The organism is Vitiosangium sp. GDMCC 1.1324, from assembly GCF_003044305.1.
Taxonomy (GTDB): Bacteria; Myxococcota; Myxococcia; order Myxococcales; family Myxococcaceae; genus Archangium.
Genome location: NZ_PZOX01000001.1, coordinates 858,144 through 875,341 on the forward strand (window position 1 = coordinate 858,144; position 17,198 = coordinate 875,341).

Sequence of the window (17,198 nt, forward strand, 5' to 3'; positions counted from 1 at the left end):
GTTACCAGACCAGTGGCAGGCTCGTGACCGCCAGGTTGAAGCCACCCATGAACTGCGGCTTCTTCTCGGGGTCCAGCCGGAACGGCGGGACGCGCTTCAACCACTCCTGGTAGAACACCTTCATCTCCAGGCGGGCCAGATTCAGACCGACGCACCGGTGCGGACCCGTGTTGAATGTCTGGTGCTGCTCCTTCCGGTCGATGATGAGCTGCTCGGGGTTCGGGAACGCCGCGTCGTCGTAGTTGGCCGCGGGCAGGAGCAACAACACCATGTCGCCCTCCTTGAACTGGACGCCGTGGCAGACCACGTCGCGCATCACCCGCCGGGGCGTGGACGCGACGCCATAGAGCCGCAGTAGCTCCTCGATGGCTCCGGGCAGGAGGCTGGGGTCGGCCCGGAGCTTCGCCTGCAACTCCTGATCGCGCGCCAGGTGCCGGACACCGAAGCTCAGGGCATTCACCACGGTCTCCAGCCCCCCAAGGAACAGGGTGATGCTGTAGCCCAACATCTCGTGGAACGTGGGATTGCGGCCGTTGATGTTCACGTCGAGCAGATGGCTGATCAGATCATCCTCGCGCTTCTCCTGCCGGGCCTTGATGGTCTCCGCCAGGATTCCCGCGATGCGCTTGAAGGTCGCCTCGCGAGTCGCGGGATCCACCGTAGCGGACGTCGCCTGCGTGGCCAGGTGACGGAACTCCGCCAGGCGGTCGGTCGGCATGCCGGCCAACTTCATGAACAACGTGACGGGCAGCGGCTCGGCGATCTCCGAGAAGAAGTCGCAGCGGCCCGTGGCGAGCACCTTGTCGATGAGCTCGTTCGTCATGGCCCGGATCGCCGGCTCGAGTCCGGCAACGGATTTGGCCGCCAGCGGCTGGTTGAGCGGCGCCCGGTACGCGGTGTGCTGCGGCGGATCCACCGAGATGGGCAGCAACATGAAGCCCTGCTGCGCCTTGTGTTCCCCCGCGTGTTCCCCGGAGGTCGCGGCGGCGAGGAAGCTGTTGCTGTAGACCTCCGGGTTCATCGTGATGTCCACGATGGCCTTCTTCCGGGTCACGAACCACGTGCCACCATTACACGGGGAGAAGAAGATGGGCGGGGCCTCGTGGATGAGGGAGCGCATCCGGGCGTGCGGATCCTCCAGCATTCGCGGATCCCTGGCGTTGTCATACTCCTAGACCAGCTCCGGCGGAATGTGCGCGGGAATCTTGTCCAACTTCTGTCCGCTAAAGGCACTCATGTTCGAACCTCTCTGACTGTTGGAGAAAAAGCAGCTTCTGGCGCCTACCAGACCAGCGGCAGGCTCGTGATCGCCAGGGTGTAGCCACCGATGAACCGCGGCTTCTTCTCGGGGTCCAGCCGGAACGGCGGGACGCGCTTCAACCACTCCTGGTAGAACACCTTCATTTCCAGGCGGGCCAGATTCAGGCCGACGCACCGGTGCGGACCTGTGTTGAACGTCTGGTGTTGCTCCTTACGGCCCAGGATGAACTGCTCGGAGTTGGGGAACGCCGTGTCGTCGTAGTTGGCCGCGGGCAGGAGCAACAACACCGAGTCGCCCTTCTTGAACTGGACGCCATGGCAGACCTCATCGCGCGCCACCCGCCGTGGCATGGTCACGATGCCATAGAGCCGCAGCAGCTCCTCGATGGCTCCGGGCAGCAGGCTGGGGTCGGCTCGGAGCTTCGCCTGCAGCTCCTGATCACGTGCCAGGTGCCGGACACCAAAGCACAGGGCATTCACCACGGTGTCCAGCCCCCCGAGGAACAGGAGGATACTGTAGCCCAACATCTCGTGGAACGTGGGATTGCGGCCGTCGATGTTCGCGTCGAGCAGCCGGCTGACCAGATCATCCTCGCGCTTCTCCTGCCGGGCCTTGATGGTCTCCGCCAGGATTCCCGCGATGTGCTTGAAGGTCGCCTCGCGGGTCGCGGCGTCCACCGTGGGGGACGACGCCTGCGCGGCCAGTTGACGGAACTCCGCCAGGCGGTTGGTCGGCATGCCGGCCAGCTTCAGGAACAACGTGACAGGCAGCGGCTCGGCGATGTCCGGGAGGAAGTCACAGCGTCCCGCGGCGAGCACCTTGTCGATGAGCTCGTTCGTCATGGCCCGGATCGCCGGCTCGAGTCCGGCAACGGATTTGGCCGACAGCTGCTGGTTGAGCGGCGTCCGGTACATCGTGTGCTGCGGCGGATCCACCGAGATGGGCAGCAGCGTCAAACCCTGTTGCGGGTCCTTGTCTTCCCCGTGTCCCCCTGTGACCGTGGAGCGACTGCTGAAGACCTCCGGGTTCATCGTCATGTCCACGATGACCTTCTTCCGCGTCACCATCCACTGGCCCCCATTACACGGGGAGAAGAAGATGGGCGGGGCCTCGTGGATGAGGGAGCGCATCCGGGCGTGCGGATCCTCCAGCATCCGCGAATCCCTGGAGATGTCGTATTCATAGACAAGCTCCGGCGGGACGTGCGCGGGAATCTTGTCCAACTTCTGACTTCCGCTGTCGGCGTGCATGTTTGAGCTCTCGGATTATCGGAGAAAGAAGCGCGGGGACCTGTCCGGTCCTCACTCGCTCGTCTGCGAGACGGGAAGACGAACCACCAGCCCATCCACCGCGGGCGTCACCTTGAGCTGACAGGTCAGCCGGCTGTTGGGTTGCACGTGGTAGGCGCACGAGATCATTCCCTCTTCCGCCGAATCGGGCGGGGGGAGTTTCTTCAGCCAGGCCTCATCGACGTAGCCGTGGCAGGTCGCGCAGCTGGCGAAACCTCCGCACTCGGCGACGATTCCCGGCACGAGGTTGTCCATCGCCGCCTGCATGACGGACTGTCCCTCCTGCGCCTCGACGTCGTGTTCCTTCCCATCCGCCTCGATGAATTTGATCTTCGCCATCATGTCCTCTCGGGGTCCTTCGGGGGTTGAACTGTCTTCAAGCGGCGATGCTGTTGAGCGGGACGGTCGCGTCGCCCAGGCGGGTGGCGTCCACCTCCACCCGGCTCGAGACCAGCCGCTTCGCGGCCATGAACTCCGCGGGGCGGCCAATGACATCCGCGGCGATGACCCGTCTGCCCTTGAGGTAGAAGGCAGAGAATTCCTTGCCCTCGACGGAGCCCCGCGTGACGCACTGCTCGTAACCGGTGGAGAGACCCACCATCTGCAGCTTCAATCCGTACTGGTCCGACCAGAACCAGGGAATGGCGGCATAGGGCTCCTGCTTGCCCATCAGGGTGGCCGCCGCGACGCGTGCATGCTCGATGGCATTGGGCACGGACTCGAGCCGGATGCGTCCGCCCGTGTAGGCGCTGGGCTGATTCGCGCAGTCTCCAATGGCGAGGATGTCCGGATCGGCCGTACAGGCGTACTCGTCCACGACGATGCCATTGTCGACGGCCAGGCCCGCCGCGGAGGCCAGCTCCGTGTTGGGGATGAGGCCGATTCCCACCAGCACCAGGTCGGCCGCGAGCAACTCCTGCACGCCGTGACACGAGATGCTCACCCCTCGTACCTGGCGCCGTGCCTCGTCGAGATCCATGCCCCACACCTCGCACGAGAGTCGGAACTCCACGCCCCGCTCGCGGTGGAGCTGCTCGATGAACGAGGACACCTCCGGACCTGTCACCCGGCAGAGCAGGCGAGGCGCCGCCTCCAGCAGCGTCACACGCAGCCCGAGCTGCACGGCCACGGCCGCGACCTCCAGTCCCACGTAGCCTCCACCGATGATGACCAGGCGGCTGCCGGGGACGAACCTCCCGCGCATGGCCTCGACGTCGGAGATGGAGCGCAGGGAGAACAGGTTCTCTGGCCGGGCACCTTCCAGCCCGGGAAGACTCAAGGGCCGTGCCCGGCCTCCCGTGGCCAGCACGAGCTTGTCGTAGGCCAGCCGGCTTCCATCCCCCAGGGAGAGCTCTCGCGTGGCGCGGTGGATGGTCTCGGCGCGCGTGCCCGTCTTGAGCTCGATGTCGAAGCGCTCATAGGTCGCCAGTGGCTTGAGGTAGAGGTCGCTCAGCGCCACCTTTCCCTGCAGGAACCCCTTCGAGAGCGGAGGCCGCTGGTAGGGTGGATGCGCTTCGTCTCCCAACAGGAGGACGCGCCCCTTGTAGCCCTGCTTTCGCAAGCCGGTAGCCAGCTCGCCTCCGGCCTGGCCGGCTCCCACGATGACGATGCGCTCTTCCATTGCCGTGACGTTCCTCTCTCCATGCTCAAAGCAGCGGCCTGGCCAGGTCCTGACCTCGCGTGCCGCATGAGCGAGGTGGACGGCTGGGTGTGTTGCCTTTCCTGGGTGTGCCGTTTCCGTCCTGCGAGGTCACCGCCGGGCGGAGACGGGTGCCAGCCATATTCCGGCGAGGGCGTCGATCAGGCCGTCCGCAGTGGATTCCCACGTGGAGTGGGGTGGGGCAGTGCCCTCTTGCAGCGCGCGTTCCCGCTCGGCGCACATGTGCACGATCAGCAACCGGCCCATGTCGCTCCGCTCCTGCCACACTGCCTCCGGGAGCGGCGGGATCAGCCGGAACATGCCTTCGAGGCCCTGTTGCAGCGACCGCGAGGTGGACGACTCGTTGATCATGAGTTCCCGAAAGGCGGGATGGGTCGTCACCTGGGCGATGAACCGCGCGAACCAAGAGGGGCTGCCCAGCGAGGCGAGGTGCTCGGTGGTCGGCCTCACGAGGCAGGACACCCAGTCGCGCAGATCGGGCGAGCCGGTGAGCTGCGCGAGCATCTCCGTACGCCGACGCTCTACTGGCTCCGAGTGACGGCGCATGATCGCCAACACGAGGTCATCCTTGGTGCCGAAGTGGTAGCCGACCGCGAAGTTGTTGGACTGGCCCGCGGCCTCGCTCACCTGGCGGTTGGAGACCGCCTCCACGCCATGCTCGGCGAACAGCCGCTCCGCGGTGACGAGGAGCAGCTCGCGTGTCTCGCTGCCCCGATCGGATTTGCCTGCCCTCGAGCCCACGGTCAGTTCATCAGCTCCACGGGGGCGCACAGCCGCGCGCTCACCGCGGTCACGAGGGTCTCCCAGTTCTTCTCGAACCAGAAGTCGAGGAACAGCGGGGACGCGCGGCCACGCCGGTACGCAGCCCACACCCGCCGCGCGTACACGGACATATCGACGCCGGATTCCCGCTTCTTGAGTTGTCCGAGCGTGCCGAGCAGCACGATGAGCGCCGCGCTCCGGATGCCCAGGTTGCCCAGGACATACGCCTGCAGCTCTATCTCGCCGATCACGTCCGTGTGGTAGCCCGTCACCAGGTGCAACACGTCATGCGTCTCGCGGTAGCGCTTGGAGATGAAGTCGACATCGTTCTTGATCTCGAGCGTCGTTTCGAAGGGAGAGATCTTGTTGTCGCGGTAGTAGCGCGCGTACGCCTGGCCGAGCGTTCCCTCGGGCAGGCGCTCGAGCATACCCAGATCCAGATCCCTGGCATCGAGGGAAGGGCGCTCGGACAGCATGCGGCGCCCGTCCTCGGTGAGCCGGAGCCGCTGGGTGAGCGATGCGTAGACGTTGAGGTCCAGGCTGGCCTGGATCGCCTGGCCATACACGGGATTTCCCTCGTCGCCCCTGACCTTTTTCAGGGCATAGAGCGCCACGCGCAGGCGGGTGAACAGGGAGGGGTTTTCGGGCAGCGTCAGGGGATTGGTGTCGACCATGGGGACGTGTTTCCGGGCAGGGACAGGGTTTTGGGGGGACCTACTCCTACTTCGGCAACAAGGAGCTCATCTGGTTGTAGATGAACCGCGCCGCGCGCTGGGGGTTCAGTCTGTAGACCGCGTCCATGAGGGTGGCGTCGGAGCCCACCAGGACGCGGTAGCGGTTCTGCTCGATGCCTTCGATGATGATCTGCGCGGCCTTGCCAGGCGCCAGCACCTTGATCGGCCCCTCGCGGAGCTTCTCTTGCTGGTTGTCGATCACCACACCCGAGTTCCCCGCGATGTTCGTGCCAATCGCTCCCGGGAAGACAACCGTGACCCGCACGTTCGTCCCCAGGAGCTCCGAATTCAGACCTTCCGTCAGGAGCTTCACGGCCGCCTTGGCGGCTCCGTAGATGGTCTGTCCCGGCACGGGCAGGAAGCCACCCATGCTGGAGATGTTCGTGATGTGCGCCTCTGGGCGTGCGAGCAGGTGAGGCAGGAACGCCTTGGTCATGTAGAGCGTTCCGAACAGGTTGACGTTCATCACCCGGTCGATCGCCGCGTAATCGAGATCCTTCAACCTGACAAAGGGTTGAATGATGCCCGCGTTGTTGATGATGCCGTCGACCGCCCCGAAGCGGGAGATGACCTGCTCCGGGAGCGCATCCACCAGGGCCCGATCCGTGATGTTCACGGTGTAGGTGGCCAGGTTGGCTCGGTTCATCCCCGCCAGCTCGACGGTTTCCTGGAGGGCAGCCGCGTTGATGTCGACAGCGGCGACGCTCGCGCCCTTCGACAGCAGCGCGAGGACGAGCTCCCTGCCCATGCCATTTCCACCACCGGTCACGACGACGATCTTCTTTTGCAGCTTCATTGCCGTGCTCTCCTCTGCTCGCGCTCAGGTCAGGGCGCGGGGACGAACCGATAGAGGGCGCTCTCGATGTCGGACGTCAAGTAGATGGTCCCCGAGCTGCCCACGGCGACCCCCGTGGGGAGGTAGCCCGGTGGGAAGCCCCCGCTTTCGGGCAGACCGATGCGCAGGCTGCTCGCGATCACCCTGGAGCGTCCCGTGGCCGGATCGATGCGCACCAGCTGCTTACGGCCCACCTCGGCGACGATCAGCCCACCGTCCGGATGTCGGGCGATGCCCTCGGGGGCCTTGAGGCCCTTGGCCACCGTGCGTTTGGCGCCATCCGACAAGCGCACCCGGGTCACCTTCCCCGAGCGCACCTCCGTGACGTACACCCCCGGCTCCGCCGCCTCCGTGTCGGCCACGAGGCCCACGGGCCCCTCCAGCCCCTGGGCGAGCACCGTGGTTCCCGCGGGCTCGGCGGTATCCACGCGGACGAGCTTGCCCGTGGCGGCCTCGGCGAGGATCAGCGTGCCGTCGGCGAGCTCGATCGCGCCCTGGACGCCATTCGCGTTGGGAATCGTCCGCAGGAGGTTTCCCGAGGCCCGATCCAGCACCTGCACGCTGCTCCGGCTGCCCAGGTAGGACGTGCTGAGCACCACGTGCTTCGCGCTCAGACTCACGTTCATGGGGAAGTTCGTCTGGGAGGAGAGGACGCGGGCCGTCTGGGTGATCTTCCCATCGCGCCCGCCCACACGGCGGAAGGCATACACATCCGCCACGTACAGCTGCTCGTCCGGATCATCCGGCGCGACGGCGATGCCGGAGGGCACACTCAAGCGCGACTCGACCAGGGGCCGGACGGAGCCATCCGCGGGATTGACCACGTGGATGTCGTTGTCGACCATGTTGGACACGTACACCTGGTCATCCGGGCCCACGGCCAGGTTGTCGAGCCCGGTGGGCAGCTTCGCGACGACCTCCTTGTCGCCCGAGGGCAGCCGGACGCGCACCAGCTCGCCTCGCGCCGCGTCGACCACATAGAGGTTCTCGCGGCGCGCGTCGAAATTGACGGCGACCGGCATCGCGAAGCCCCCTGCCACGGCCTCGATGGTGCCCTTGTCCACGTCCACGCGGGCAACCTGCCCCTTGAGCAGGATCGGGCCGTACAGCCGGTCATCCGGACCGAACTCGAAGCCGTTGAGGAAGCCGGGCTCGGAGATGACCTTCCGAGGCGGCTTCTTCCCGTTCGGGTCCACTTCCCACAGCGCATCGGCCCGGCCGAGCTGGGTGACGTAGAACCTGCCATCCTGGCGGAAGGCCAGCGAGTTGAGGCCCGGCAGATCCTTGGCGATGACGCGCGTCTTTCCATCCGGGGTGCGCCGCATCAACTGGCCGGAGAAAAAGCCGGTCCAGTAGACCGAGCCGTCGGGACCCAGGGTCACGTCATCCGCGCCACCCAGCGGAGGTCCTACCAGGGTGGATACAGCACCTGTGCTCAAGTCGATGGAGTGCACCGTCTGGCCGAGCAGATTGCTGGCCAGCAGGTGTCCCTTGCCATCAACGGCCATCCCGTGGACGCCTTGGAAGTGAGAGCCGGCGACCACCACCTCCTGGCGGTAGGCTTTGGGCGGGGCGGCCAGCGCCTGAGCGCTCGTCATCAACAGGCAAGCAGCCAGGGACTTGTAGAGGAATCGAGTCATGGGAAATCTCCGGGTGGCTCAGCGCGTGACGTCCAGGCCCGAGAGCTCGTCGCCCTTGCGCCAGTTCCGCAGGATGTCGATGAACTCGAGCGTGCCACTCGCGATGCCGGCGCTGCGAATCGCGCTCGGGGCAGGCCGGATGCCCTCGTTGTTGATGTAGCCGGGCGTGCATTCGGCACCGCCGAAGACGTGGCCCTTCTGGAGGCTGACGAGGATCGTCCCCCACCACTGCTCCTGCGCCTGCACCGTCGGTTCGATCGTCTCGATGCCCTGCTTCAGGCAACGATCGATGATGTAGGCGGCGTGCTGCGCCTGCTCGCCGAGCATGTGGACGAAGTTGATCGCCCAACCGCTCTGGATGAGGCTGATCATCAGGAGGTTCGGATAGCCGTGGGTGGTCATGCCGTGGAGCGTCGAAGGGCCGTCGGCCCAGCTGTCGCGCAAGGACTTGCCGCCGCGCCCGCGAATGTCGAAGCCCAGCTTGCGGGTGTAGTCGCCCGAGACCTCGAAGCCCGAGGCGTAGACGAGGCAGTCGACCTCGTATTCCTTGCCCCCCACCACCACGCCGGTGGGAGTGATCCGCTCCACGCCCTTGCCGTCTGTATCCACGAGCTGGACGTTGGGGCGGTTGAACGTGTCCAGGTATTCGTCGTGGAAGCAGGGCCGCTTGCACAGGGGGTCGTAGTAGGGCTTGAGCGCCTCGGCCGTCGCCGGATCCTTGACGATGGCGGCCACCCGCGCGCGGACCTCCTCCATCCTGCGGAAGTTGGCCAGCTGGTGGAGCTCGGCCGCCTTCTCGGGGGTCTCGGCACGGCGGCTCTCGCTGCTATCGAGGAGATAGGTCCACCCGTCCCGCACCAGGTCGACGTCCTGCTGGAGACCCGAGACGATCGCGGTGAAGTTGCGGATGCGCTCCTCCTGCCAGCCGGGCTTGAGCGTCTTCACCCAAGCCTCGTCGGTGGGCTGGTTGGCCCGCACCCCCACGCCCGAGGGCGTGCGCTGGAAGACATACACCTGTTTGGCCGCAGCACCGAGGTGGGGGACCACCTGGACCGCGGTCGCGCCCGTGCCGATGATGCCCACACGCTTGTCGGCCAGCCGCGTCATGGGGCTCGTAGGGCCGCCGCCGGTATAGGCATAGTCCCACCGGGTCGTATGGAAGCTGTGGCCCTTGAAGGTCTCGATGCCCGGGATGCCGGGCAGCTTCGCCTTGTGCATGATGCCACCGGCGATGATCACGAACCGCGCCGTGAGCTTGTCGCCCCGGTTGCTCGTGACGTTCCAGCGCCGGGTGTTCTCGTCCCAGTCCATCTGCTCGACCTGGGTCTGGAACAGCGCCGCCTTGTAGAGGTCGAACTGCCGGCCGATCCGCTGGCAGTGGGCGAAGATCTCCGGCGCCTTGGCGTACTTCTCCGTGGGGATGTAGCCGGTCTCCTCGAGCAGCGGCATGTAGATATAGGATTCCACGTCGCAGGCAGCGCCCGGATAGCGGTTCCAGTACCAGGTGCCACCGAAGTCGCCGCCCTTCTCGATGATGCGGATGGAATCGACCCCCGCCTGGCGCAGCCGCACCGCCGCCAACATGCCGCCAAAGCCACCGCCGACAATCAAGACGTCGATCTTCTCGGTCAGCGCCGGACGGGTGAAGCCGGGCTCGACGTAGGGGTCCTTGTCGAAGTCCGCGTAGATACCGCTGAGCTCGCGGTACTGGGTGTTGCCGTCAGGACGCAGCCGCTTCTCACGCTCGAGCCGGTACTTCTCCCTCAGCGCTTCAGGAGAGAACGAGGGCACACCCTTCTTCGTCTCATTCATCCGCACACATCCTTTTGGCCTTCACTTCGTTTGTTTTTGACGTCTGAACGGCTCGGCCGTCACCGCCGGGCGGAGACGGGGGCCAGCCACAATCCGACGAGCGCGTCGACCAGGCCGGACGCGGTGGACTCCCACGTGGAGCGGGGTGGGGCAGTGCCCTCGTGCAGCGCGCGTTCCCGCTCGGCGCACATGTGCACGATCAGCAACCGGCTCATGTAGCCGCGCTCCAACTGCACGTTCTCGGGAAGACGCGGGACCAGCCGGAACATGCCTTCGATGATCTGCTGCATCGCTCGCGAGGCGACCGCCTCGTTGATCACGAGCTCCTGCAAGGCGGGATGGGTCGTCACCTGGGCGATGAACCGCGCGTACCAGGAGGGGCTGCCCAACGTGGCGAGGTGCTCGATGCTCGGCCGCACGAGGCAGGACACCCAGTCGCGCAGGTCGGGCGAGCCGATGATCTCCGCGAGCATCTCGGCACGCCGGCGCTCGATCGACTCCGAGTGACGGCGCAGGATCGCCAGCACGAGGTCATTCTTGGTGCCGAAGTGGTAGCCGACCGCGAAGTTGTTGGACTGGCCCGCGGCCTCGCTCACCTGGCGGTTGGAGACGGCTTCCACGCCGTGCTCGGCGAACAGCCGCTCGGCGGTGATGAGGAGCAGCTCGCGTGTCTCGCTGCCTCGGTCGGATTTGCTGGGACTCACGAGCTCACCGGGTAATCCAGGACCTGCTTGTTGTTGTCGGCGCTCATCAAGACCTCCGGGGGGTGGCTGTCCTCGAGCCCACGCGAGAAGAACTAAGTCAAACGACTGAGAAAGTCAATTGACTTAAAATGGTGCCTGGTGAGGAGGCGGGCGGTCTCCGCCGGTGGGTTCGAGGCGCACGTCAAAGACAGACGCGCTCCTCTCTCGGCCTGTCGTGGGGTCGCATCTTCGTGCCCACGTCAGCAGGGTGGCCTACACTGATCGGGACGCCATCCATGTCCGACCTGCTGCGCCGCGCCCAGACCGCCCTCTTCGAGCACTCCCCCGACGGAGTGCTGGTGCTCGATTCCCACCACCGGATCGTGGAGGCCAATGGCGCCGCGCAACGGCTTTTCGGCGAGCAGGACGGCGCGCTCCAGGGTAGGCCCATCGCGGAGCTGTTGCCGGAGTGGACTCCGCCCGAGCCTCTGTCACCAGAGGACCCGCCCCGGGATGCCGAGCTCGTGTGGCATGGGTCCGTGGGCTCGCCCCGCCAGGCGCGCGTGCTGAGCGTCCGGTGCCTGCCTCTGCCGGAAGGGCGCGTGGTGCTGCTGCGCGACCTGACGGCGCATGCGGAAGTCGAGGCCTCGCTGCGCCAGCAGAAGGAGTATTACGAGTCGCTGGTCCTCCACAGCCCGGTGGCCATCGTCACCATCAACCTCCGGTTCACCGTGGTGTCCTGGAACCCGGCGGCGGAGCGGTTGTTCGGCTACACGGCCCGCGAGGCCATCGGCCGGAACATCCTGCGTCTGGTGGCCAGCGAGGGACCCATCCGCGAAGAGGCCGAGCTCACCGCTCGTGAGGCGCTCCAGCGTGGCCGGGTCCGCTCCGTCACCCGGCGTCTGCGCAAGGACGGGACGCCCGTCGACGTGGAGCTCCTGGCGCTGCCGGTGATGGTGGAAGGGCAGCAGGTGGGCTTCATCGCCATCTACCACGACATCACCGAGCTCCACCGGCTGCATGAGCAGGAGCTGGCGCACCTGCGCACCATCCAGCGCGAGCGCGAGCGGGCGGATCAGCTCCTGCTCAACGTCCTGCCGAAGCCCGTGGCCGACCGGCTCAAGCAGGGCCAGCGGATCATCGTGGAGAACTCTCCGGACGTGACGGTGCTGTTCGCCGACCTGGTGGACTTCACCCGCTTCGCCGCCCAGCACACGCCGCCGGACGTGCTGCAGGTGTTGAACATGGTCTTCTCCGTCTTCGACCAGCTCACGGATGAGTTTGGCGTGGAGAAGGTGAAGACGATCGGAGACGCATACATGGCGGTGGGTGGGTTGACCCAGCCCCGGAGCGACCATGCCGAGGCCATGGCGGGCCTGGCGCTGGCCATGCGCGCCGAGCTCCTGAAGCTGGGCGAGCAGTTGCAGATCCCCCTCCATCTGCGAATCGGCATCCACTCGGGCCCGGTGATCGCCGGGGTCATCAGCGGCAAGAAGTTCGCCTATGACCTGTGGGGCGACACCGTCAACACCGCGAGCCGGATGGAGTCCCACGGCGTGGTGGACGGCATCCACCTCTCCGAGGCCGTCCACGAGCGGCTCCAAGGCCGCTACCTCTTCCAGGACCAGGGCGTCGTGAACGTCAAGGGGAAGGGCCCCATGCGGACCTGGCTGCTGCTCGGCGCGGCGTGAGGGGGCTCAGGCCGCCTTGCGCGCGGGCAGCACGCCGCGCAGGGCCTCGTGGGCGCTGCGCAGCATGTCCTCGGTGGTCTTCCAGTCCACGCAGGCGTCCGTCACCGAGCAGCCGTAGCGCAGCTGCGAGAGATCGGCGGGGATGGGCTGGTTGCCGGCTTCGAGGAAGCTCTCCACCATCAGGCCCACCACGGAGCGGTTGCCCTCGCGGATCTGGTGCACCACGTCGCGCATCACCAGCGGCTGCAGCTCCGGCTTCTTCCAGGAGTTGGAGTGCGAGCAATCGACCACGACGTTGACGGGCAGCCGGGCCTTGGTGAGCGCCTGCTCGGCGAGCGAGATGGACACCGTGTCGTAGTTGGGCCGTCCGCCGCCGCCGCGCAGCACCAGATGGCCGTAGGTGTTGCCGCGGGTGCGGATGATGGCCGAGGCGCCGCTCTCGTTCAGCCCCAGGAAGCTGTGCGGGCGGGAGGCGGAGAGGACGCCGTTGACCGCCGCCTCCAGTGAGCCGTCGGTGCTGTTCTTGAAGCCCACCGGCGTGGAGAGTCCCGAGGCCATCTCGCGATGGGTCTGCGACTCCGCCGTCCGCGCGCCGATGGCCGTCCAGGAGATCAGATCGCCGTAGTACTGCGGCGCGATCGGATCCAGCGCCTCGGTCGCCGCGGGCAGGCCGGTCTCGGCCACGTCCAGCAGGAAGCGGCGGCCGCGCTCCATGCCTTCCTCGATGTGGAAGGAGTCGTCCATCCGCGGGTCGTTGATGAAGCCCTTCCAGCCGGTGGAGGTGCGCGGCTTCTCGAAGTAGACGCGCATCACCACGTGCAGCGTGTCCCGGACGTCATCGGCGAGCTTGCGCAACCGGCGCGCGTAGTCGAGCCCCGCCTTGGGATCATGGATGGAGCACGGGCCCACGATCACGAACAGGCGCGGATCCTTCCGGTCCAGGATGTCCGTCAGCGCCCGGCGGCCGGAGAGCACGGCCTGGGACGCGCGCTCGGTCAGCGGCACGCGCGCCTTGATCTCGGCGGGGGAGGGCATGTGGTCGAAGCCGACAACATTCAGGTTCTCGGTACGGGCGGTCATGGGCGCGGATGCCTCGGGCGCGGCTCGGGTTACTCGGAATTCGCGATTGTACCAGGGCGGCGGACGGGCGCCGCTACCACCTGCACTCTCCAGAAGTCTCACGGGGTGGAGTCGATTCCCACCACCCCGTGACCGTCAGTACACGTTGTACTTGCGGCGCAGCGCCTCGTGCTCCTCGGCGTTGCGGGAGGGGTGCAGGTGCCGCTCGGAGTCGTGGAGGTAGTACCAGAACTCGCTCGGCTGGGGGGCGAGGGCCGCCCGGAGCGACTCCACCGTGGGCGCCCCGATGGGCCCCGGCGGCAGCCCCTTGCGGTGGCGCGTGTTCCACGGGTCCTCGGTGTTACGCAGTCGTTGCAGGAAGGCCTGTCGGTCATTCCACTCGGCCAGCTCGTAGCGCGACGTCGCGTCCACGCCCAGGGGGAAGCCCTTGTCCACGCGCTTCCAGAGGATGCCCGCCACCAGGGGCCGCTGCTCCGGCAGGGGCTCCTCCCGCTCCAGCATCGAGGCCATCACCACCACCTCGTGGAGGCTGCGCCCGCTGCGGCCGAGGGCCTCCTGGTAGGGGGTGTAGAAGCGCTCGGCGAAGGTGTCCAGCTGGCGCTGGAGCAGCTCCTCCACCTTCACGGCGCCGGGCACCACCCGGTAGGTCTCGGGGTAGAGGTAGCCCTCGAGCGTGCCCTTGGGGAGCGGGAAGGGAGCGGTGAAGCGCTCGGGGTGGCTGGCGGCGGCCAGGTAGGCGCCGGGCGTGATGAGGCCCGCCGCGGCGAGCGCCGCATCCGTGTCACGCAGGCGCCAGCCCTCGACGATGGCGAAGGGGACATCCTCGGGGATGGGAGGGGCCTCGAGCGCGGTGGCGACCTCCGCCATCGTCATGGACGGGCTCACCGCGTGGCGGCCCGCCTTGGGGGCGAACTGGCCCCGGCGGAAGAGGTGCCAGCGCCAGAGCCGGGCGTCGCGGAGCAGCCCCTGTGCCGCGAGCTGGGGCCCCAGGGCGCGCCCCGTGGTGCCCTTGGGCACGGTGAACTCCACGGTGGGGGCGCCCGGCGGGGCCATGGCGTGCTGGACCCCACGCTCCGCCCAGAAGAATGTACCGGCAACCGCGCCCGCGGCGAGGACGACGAGCCCGAGCAGGACGAGAAGAATGCGCTTCATCACCGGCGCAGGTTAACACCCGCACGCGCTCGAATGGGGAATGAGCGCATGGGCCTGTCCACCAGGGAGGGGGACAAGCCCCCCGCCTCACCGCTGGTGGCCGAAGCGCACGTCGAGGGTGGGGTGCTCGGCGGCCAGCTTGCGCAGGCGCGCGAAGCTGTCGGCGCTCTTCGGGATGTCGGCGGAGAAGGTGCCCGGCTCGACGTCGTGCTCCCAGCCCCAGCGCGTGTGGCTCGCATCGCCGGTGAGCAGCACGGGGCCCTGGGGCGTGCGCACCACGTACGCGGTGCTGCCCGGGGTGTGGCCCGGCACCCAGAGCGCCCAGACGGAGCCGTCCCCGAAGATGTCGAGCACCCCGGCGAAGCGGCCCGTCGCATCGGGCTGGTAGGCCCACTCGCTCAGGGGCGCCTTGCCCTCGAGCTGACGGTTCGCGGTCCCCTGCGCCAGCATGTTCATGAACGAGCTGTCGGAGGCCTCGCCCGGGCCGGTGTAGACGGCGGTGCCCGCGGGCACGTCTGGCATGCCCATGATGTGATCCAGGTGCAGGTGCGTGAGGAACACGCCCTGGAGCGGCTCCTGCTGCCGGGCGAGCCAGTCCCCGAGGGGGTCGTTGAACTTCATGGTCTCGCGCTTCAGGAACGAGGCCACCAGCCCCCGGACGGCGGCCTTGTCGGGCTGGTCGCGCAGCGCCTTCTCGACGCCGGTGTCGACGATGAAGGTGCCTCGCGTGGGGTGGCGCAGCACGTGGAAGAACACCTGGATGGCCTCCGGCCCGTCCTTGAGGCCGGCCTCCTTCGCACGCGGGTGCTCGAGGTTGATGAGGCCCGAGCGATCGACCTGCCAATCGCACGAGGCGACCGTCTCGAGGGTGACGGGGCCCGGCTGGTCGATGACCGCCAGCAGCTCCGTGGACGAGCGGGGAACTCCGAGGGTGGCCTTCTGGGTGGCGTGGCTGCTCACGGCGCAGCCGGTGGCGAGCAGGGCAACGAAGGTGGTGACGAGCAGGTTTCTCATGGGCGAAACCCTACCCATGCGCCCGTGGATTGAAATCGGGCATTTCGGCATGATGCCATCCATTTATGGATATTCCCTGGGAAGACGTGCGGCTGTTCCTGGCGGTGGCGGAGACGGGCAGCTTGAGCGGCGCGGCGCGGAGGCTCCGCATCGGGCAGCCCACGGTGAGCCGGCGGCTGGCGGCGTTGGAGTACTCCCTGGGCGGGGCGCTCTTCCGGCGGAGCGTGGATGGGGCCTCGCTCACCAGCGCGGGCGAGCGGCTGCTGGTGCCGGCGAAGAAGATGGCGGAGTGGGCTGGCGAAGTGGGCCGGGCCGTGGAGTCCTCCGACCGGTCTCCCCGAGGGCTGGTTCGCATCACGGCGGCACCCCTCGCGTGCTTCGATTTCGTCGTGCCTTTCGCGGCGTGGCTCGCGGGGAAACACCCTGGCCTGCGGCTCGAGGTGCTCTCGAGCATCCAGTACCTCGATCTCAATCGCGGAGAAGCGGATCTCGCGTTGCGCACCAAGGCGCCGACCCAGGAGGGGCTGAAGGTGCTGCTGGAACTCGAGCTCCAGAACAGCGTGTTCGTCTCGAAGTCGCTCGCGGCGAAGCTGCCTCGCAAGCCGAGCCTCGCGGAGCTCCCGTGGATCGCCTGGGCGCCTCCGTTCGACATGGTGCCGCCCAATCCCCAGCTCGAGGAGCTCATTCCCGGGTTCGCTCCGGTGTTCACCTCGGACAACTTCCTCGTCCAGGTCGAAGCGGCGGAGGCCGGCCTTGGCGCCGTGGTGTTGCCGCACTTCCGGCATCGCATCTCGCGCCCTTCGTCGCTCGTGCCGCTGGCCATCGACCTTGGGCCCTACCACTGCAGCTCGGTCTACCTCGTGTGCGCGAAGTCGGTGCTCGACATCCCTCGCGTGCGCCTGGTCTCGGAGCTCCTCGTGTCCGAGCTGGAGAAGTTCGGGGGCTCCTCCAGCACCTGAGCCTCTCTCAGCCCTCGAGGCGGTACATCACGTCCGTGCGCAGCACGTACTTGGTCCCCGCGCGCACTTCGGCGCCTTCGTGCAGCAGCGTGTGCTCGAAGAGCAGTCCCATGCCCGGGGCCGGGATGACCTCCCGCTCCTGGAAAGGGAAGCGCGTCTCTCCGCCCTCGCAGTCCCCATTGAGGTAGATGAGCAGGGTGAGCAGGCTCTGCTCCTCTGGCGAGCGGATGAAGGCTCCGTCCCGGTGTGGCGCGAAGAACTGCCCCGGCTGGTAGCGGTAGCAGCGGAAGCGCTCGTTGGTTCCCACCGCCCTCCAGGGGCCTGGTGCCGGTGGTAGGCCGTGGCGCACTCGGGCAAAGAGGTCCGCCGCCAGGGCCACGTCGTCGAACATCACCCGATCGTTGTTGCGGATGTCCGGGCGCATCACGAAGCCGCGAGGCGTGGTGATGGGCGCCGGGGCTGGCCTCAGGGACTCGATGCGCTGGATCATCGCCGCGCACTCCGCGTCGGACAGCACCGAGGAGAGGGTCTGGATGAACGGCAGCTTCGACTGCACCAGCATCGAGCGACTCATGGCGCTCCCCCTGAAACGAGCTTGGTGTAATATAGACACTATGTGAGCGCGG

At 67.2% G+C, this 17,198-nt stretch carries 16 protein-coding genes; 2 read left to right on the forward strand and 14 right to left on the reverse strand.

Annotated elements, in window-relative coordinates:
* Position 1: 1 nt before the first annotated feature.
* The 10 genes from DAT35_RS03325 to DAT35_RS03370 all read right to left on the reverse strand — a co-directional run bounded on the left by DAT35_RS03325 (position 2) and on the right by DAT35_RS03370 (position 10,697).
* Complete coding sequence (locus DAT35_RS03325; protein WP_233261273.1) at positions 2-1,120, reverse strand: cytochrome P450; 1,119 nt, start codon at positions 1,118-1,120, stop codon at positions 2-4.
* Between the two features lie 161 nt (positions 1,121-1,281).
* Entirely contained in the window at positions 1,282-2,511 is a 1,230-nt protein-coding gene (locus tag DAT35_RS03330; protein ID WP_108065390.1) for a cytochrome P450, read from the reverse strand.
* 51 nt (positions 2,512-2,562) lie between these two features.
* Positions 2,563-2,892 carry a 2Fe-2S iron-sulfur cluster-binding protein gene (locus tag DAT35_RS03335; protein WP_304466044.1) on the reverse strand — a complete coding sequence of 110 codons (330 nt, stop codon included), beginning with the start codon at positions 2,890-2,892 and terminating at the stop codon, positions 2,563-2,565.
* A 34-nt stretch (positions 2,893-2,926) separates the two neighbouring features.
* Entirely contained in the window at positions 2,927-4,171 is a 1,245-nt protein-coding gene (locus DAT35_RS03340) for an NAD(P)/FAD-dependent oxidoreductase (RefSeq protein WP_108065391.1), read from the reverse strand.
* Between the two features lie 129 nt (positions 4,172-4,300).
* Entirely contained in the window at positions 4,301-4,951 is a 651-nt protein-coding gene (locus DAT35_RS03345) for a TetR/AcrR family transcriptional regulator (RefSeq protein ID WP_108065392.1), read from the reverse strand.
* A 2-nt stretch (positions 4,952-4,953) separates the two neighbouring features.
* Complete coding sequence (locus DAT35_RS03350) at positions 4,954-5,646, reverse strand: Coq4 family protein (RefSeq protein WP_108065393.1); 693 nt, start codon at positions 5,644-5,646, stop codon at positions 4,954-4,956.
* 46 nt (positions 5,647-5,692) lie between these two features.
* Positions 5,693-6,502, reverse strand: coding sequence for an SDR family oxidoreductase (locus DAT35_RS03355; protein ID WP_108065394.1), 810 nt, complete (start codon positions 6,500-6,502; stop codon positions 5,693-5,695).
* Positions 6,503-6,531: 29 nt separating this feature from the next.
* Entirely contained in the window at positions 6,532-8,181 is a 1,650-nt protein-coding gene (locus DAT35_RS03360) for a gluconolaconase (RefSeq protein WP_108065395.1), read from the reverse strand.
* 18 nt (positions 8,182-8,199) lie between these two features.
* Positions 8,200-9,993 carry an NAD(P)/FAD-dependent oxidoreductase gene (locus DAT35_RS03365; protein WP_199242786.1) on the reverse strand — a complete coding sequence of 598 codons (1,794 nt, stop codon included), beginning with the start codon at positions 9,991-9,993 and terminating at the stop codon, positions 8,200-8,202.
* Positions 9,994-10,052: 59 nt separating this feature from the next.
* Positions 10,053-10,697 carry a TetR/AcrR family transcriptional regulator gene (locus tag DAT35_RS03370; RefSeq protein WP_108065396.1) on the reverse strand — a complete coding sequence of 215 codons (645 nt, stop codon included), beginning with the start codon at positions 10,695-10,697 and terminating at the stop codon, positions 10,053-10,055.
* A 275-nt stretch (positions 10,698-10,972) separates the two neighbouring features.
* Here DAT35_RS03370 and DAT35_RS03375 point away from each other — a divergent pair, with 275 nt between their 5' ends.
* Positions 10,973-12,367 carry an adenylate/guanylate cyclase domain-containing protein gene (locus DAT35_RS03375; RefSeq protein ID WP_158501531.1) on the forward strand — a complete coding sequence of 465 codons (1,395 nt, stop codon included), beginning with the start codon at positions 10,973-10,975 and terminating at the stop codon, positions 12,365-12,367.
* 6 nt (positions 12,368-12,373) lie between these two features.
* Here DAT35_RS03375 and DAT35_RS03380 read toward each other — a convergent pair whose 3' ends face one another.
* From DAT35_RS03380 to DAT35_RS03390, 3 genes are all read right to left on the reverse strand, one after another.
* A complete protein-coding gene (locus DAT35_RS03380; RefSeq protein WP_108065398.1) occupies positions 12,374-13,447 on the reverse strand; it encodes a 3-deoxy-7-phosphoheptulonate synthase in 1,074 nt (357 codons plus the stop codon).
* A gap of 135 nt (positions 13,448-13,582) precedes the next feature.
* Positions 13,583-14,599, reverse strand: a complete 1,017-nt coding sequence (gene mltG / locus DAT35_RS03385; protein WP_108065399.1) for an endolytic transglycosylase MltG — start codon at positions 14,597-14,599, stop codon at positions 13,583-13,585.
* An 87-nt stretch (positions 14,600-14,686) separates the two neighbouring features.
* Complete coding sequence (locus DAT35_RS03390; protein ID WP_108065400.1) at positions 14,687-15,613, reverse strand: MBL fold metallo-hydrolase; 927 nt, start codon at positions 15,611-15,613, stop codon at positions 14,687-14,689.
* Between the two features lie 65 nt (positions 15,614-15,678).
* Here DAT35_RS03390 and DAT35_RS03395 point away from each other — a divergent pair, with 65 nt between their 5' ends.
* Positions 15,679-16,572: a LysR family transcriptional regulator gene (locus tag DAT35_RS03395; protein WP_108065401.1), complete on the forward strand. Its 894-nt coding sequence runs from the start codon at positions 15,679-15,681 to the stop codon at positions 16,570-16,572.
* Between the two features lie 7 nt (positions 16,573-16,579).
* On the opposite strand, the gene DAT35_RS03400 is transcribed toward DAT35_RS03395, so the two are convergent.
* Positions 16,580-17,146, reverse strand: a complete 567-nt coding sequence (locus tag DAT35_RS03400; RefSeq protein ID WP_199242787.1) for a 2OG-Fe(II) oxygenase — start codon at positions 17,144-17,146, stop codon at positions 16,580-16,582.
* Positions 17,147-17,198: the final 52 nt, after the last annotated feature.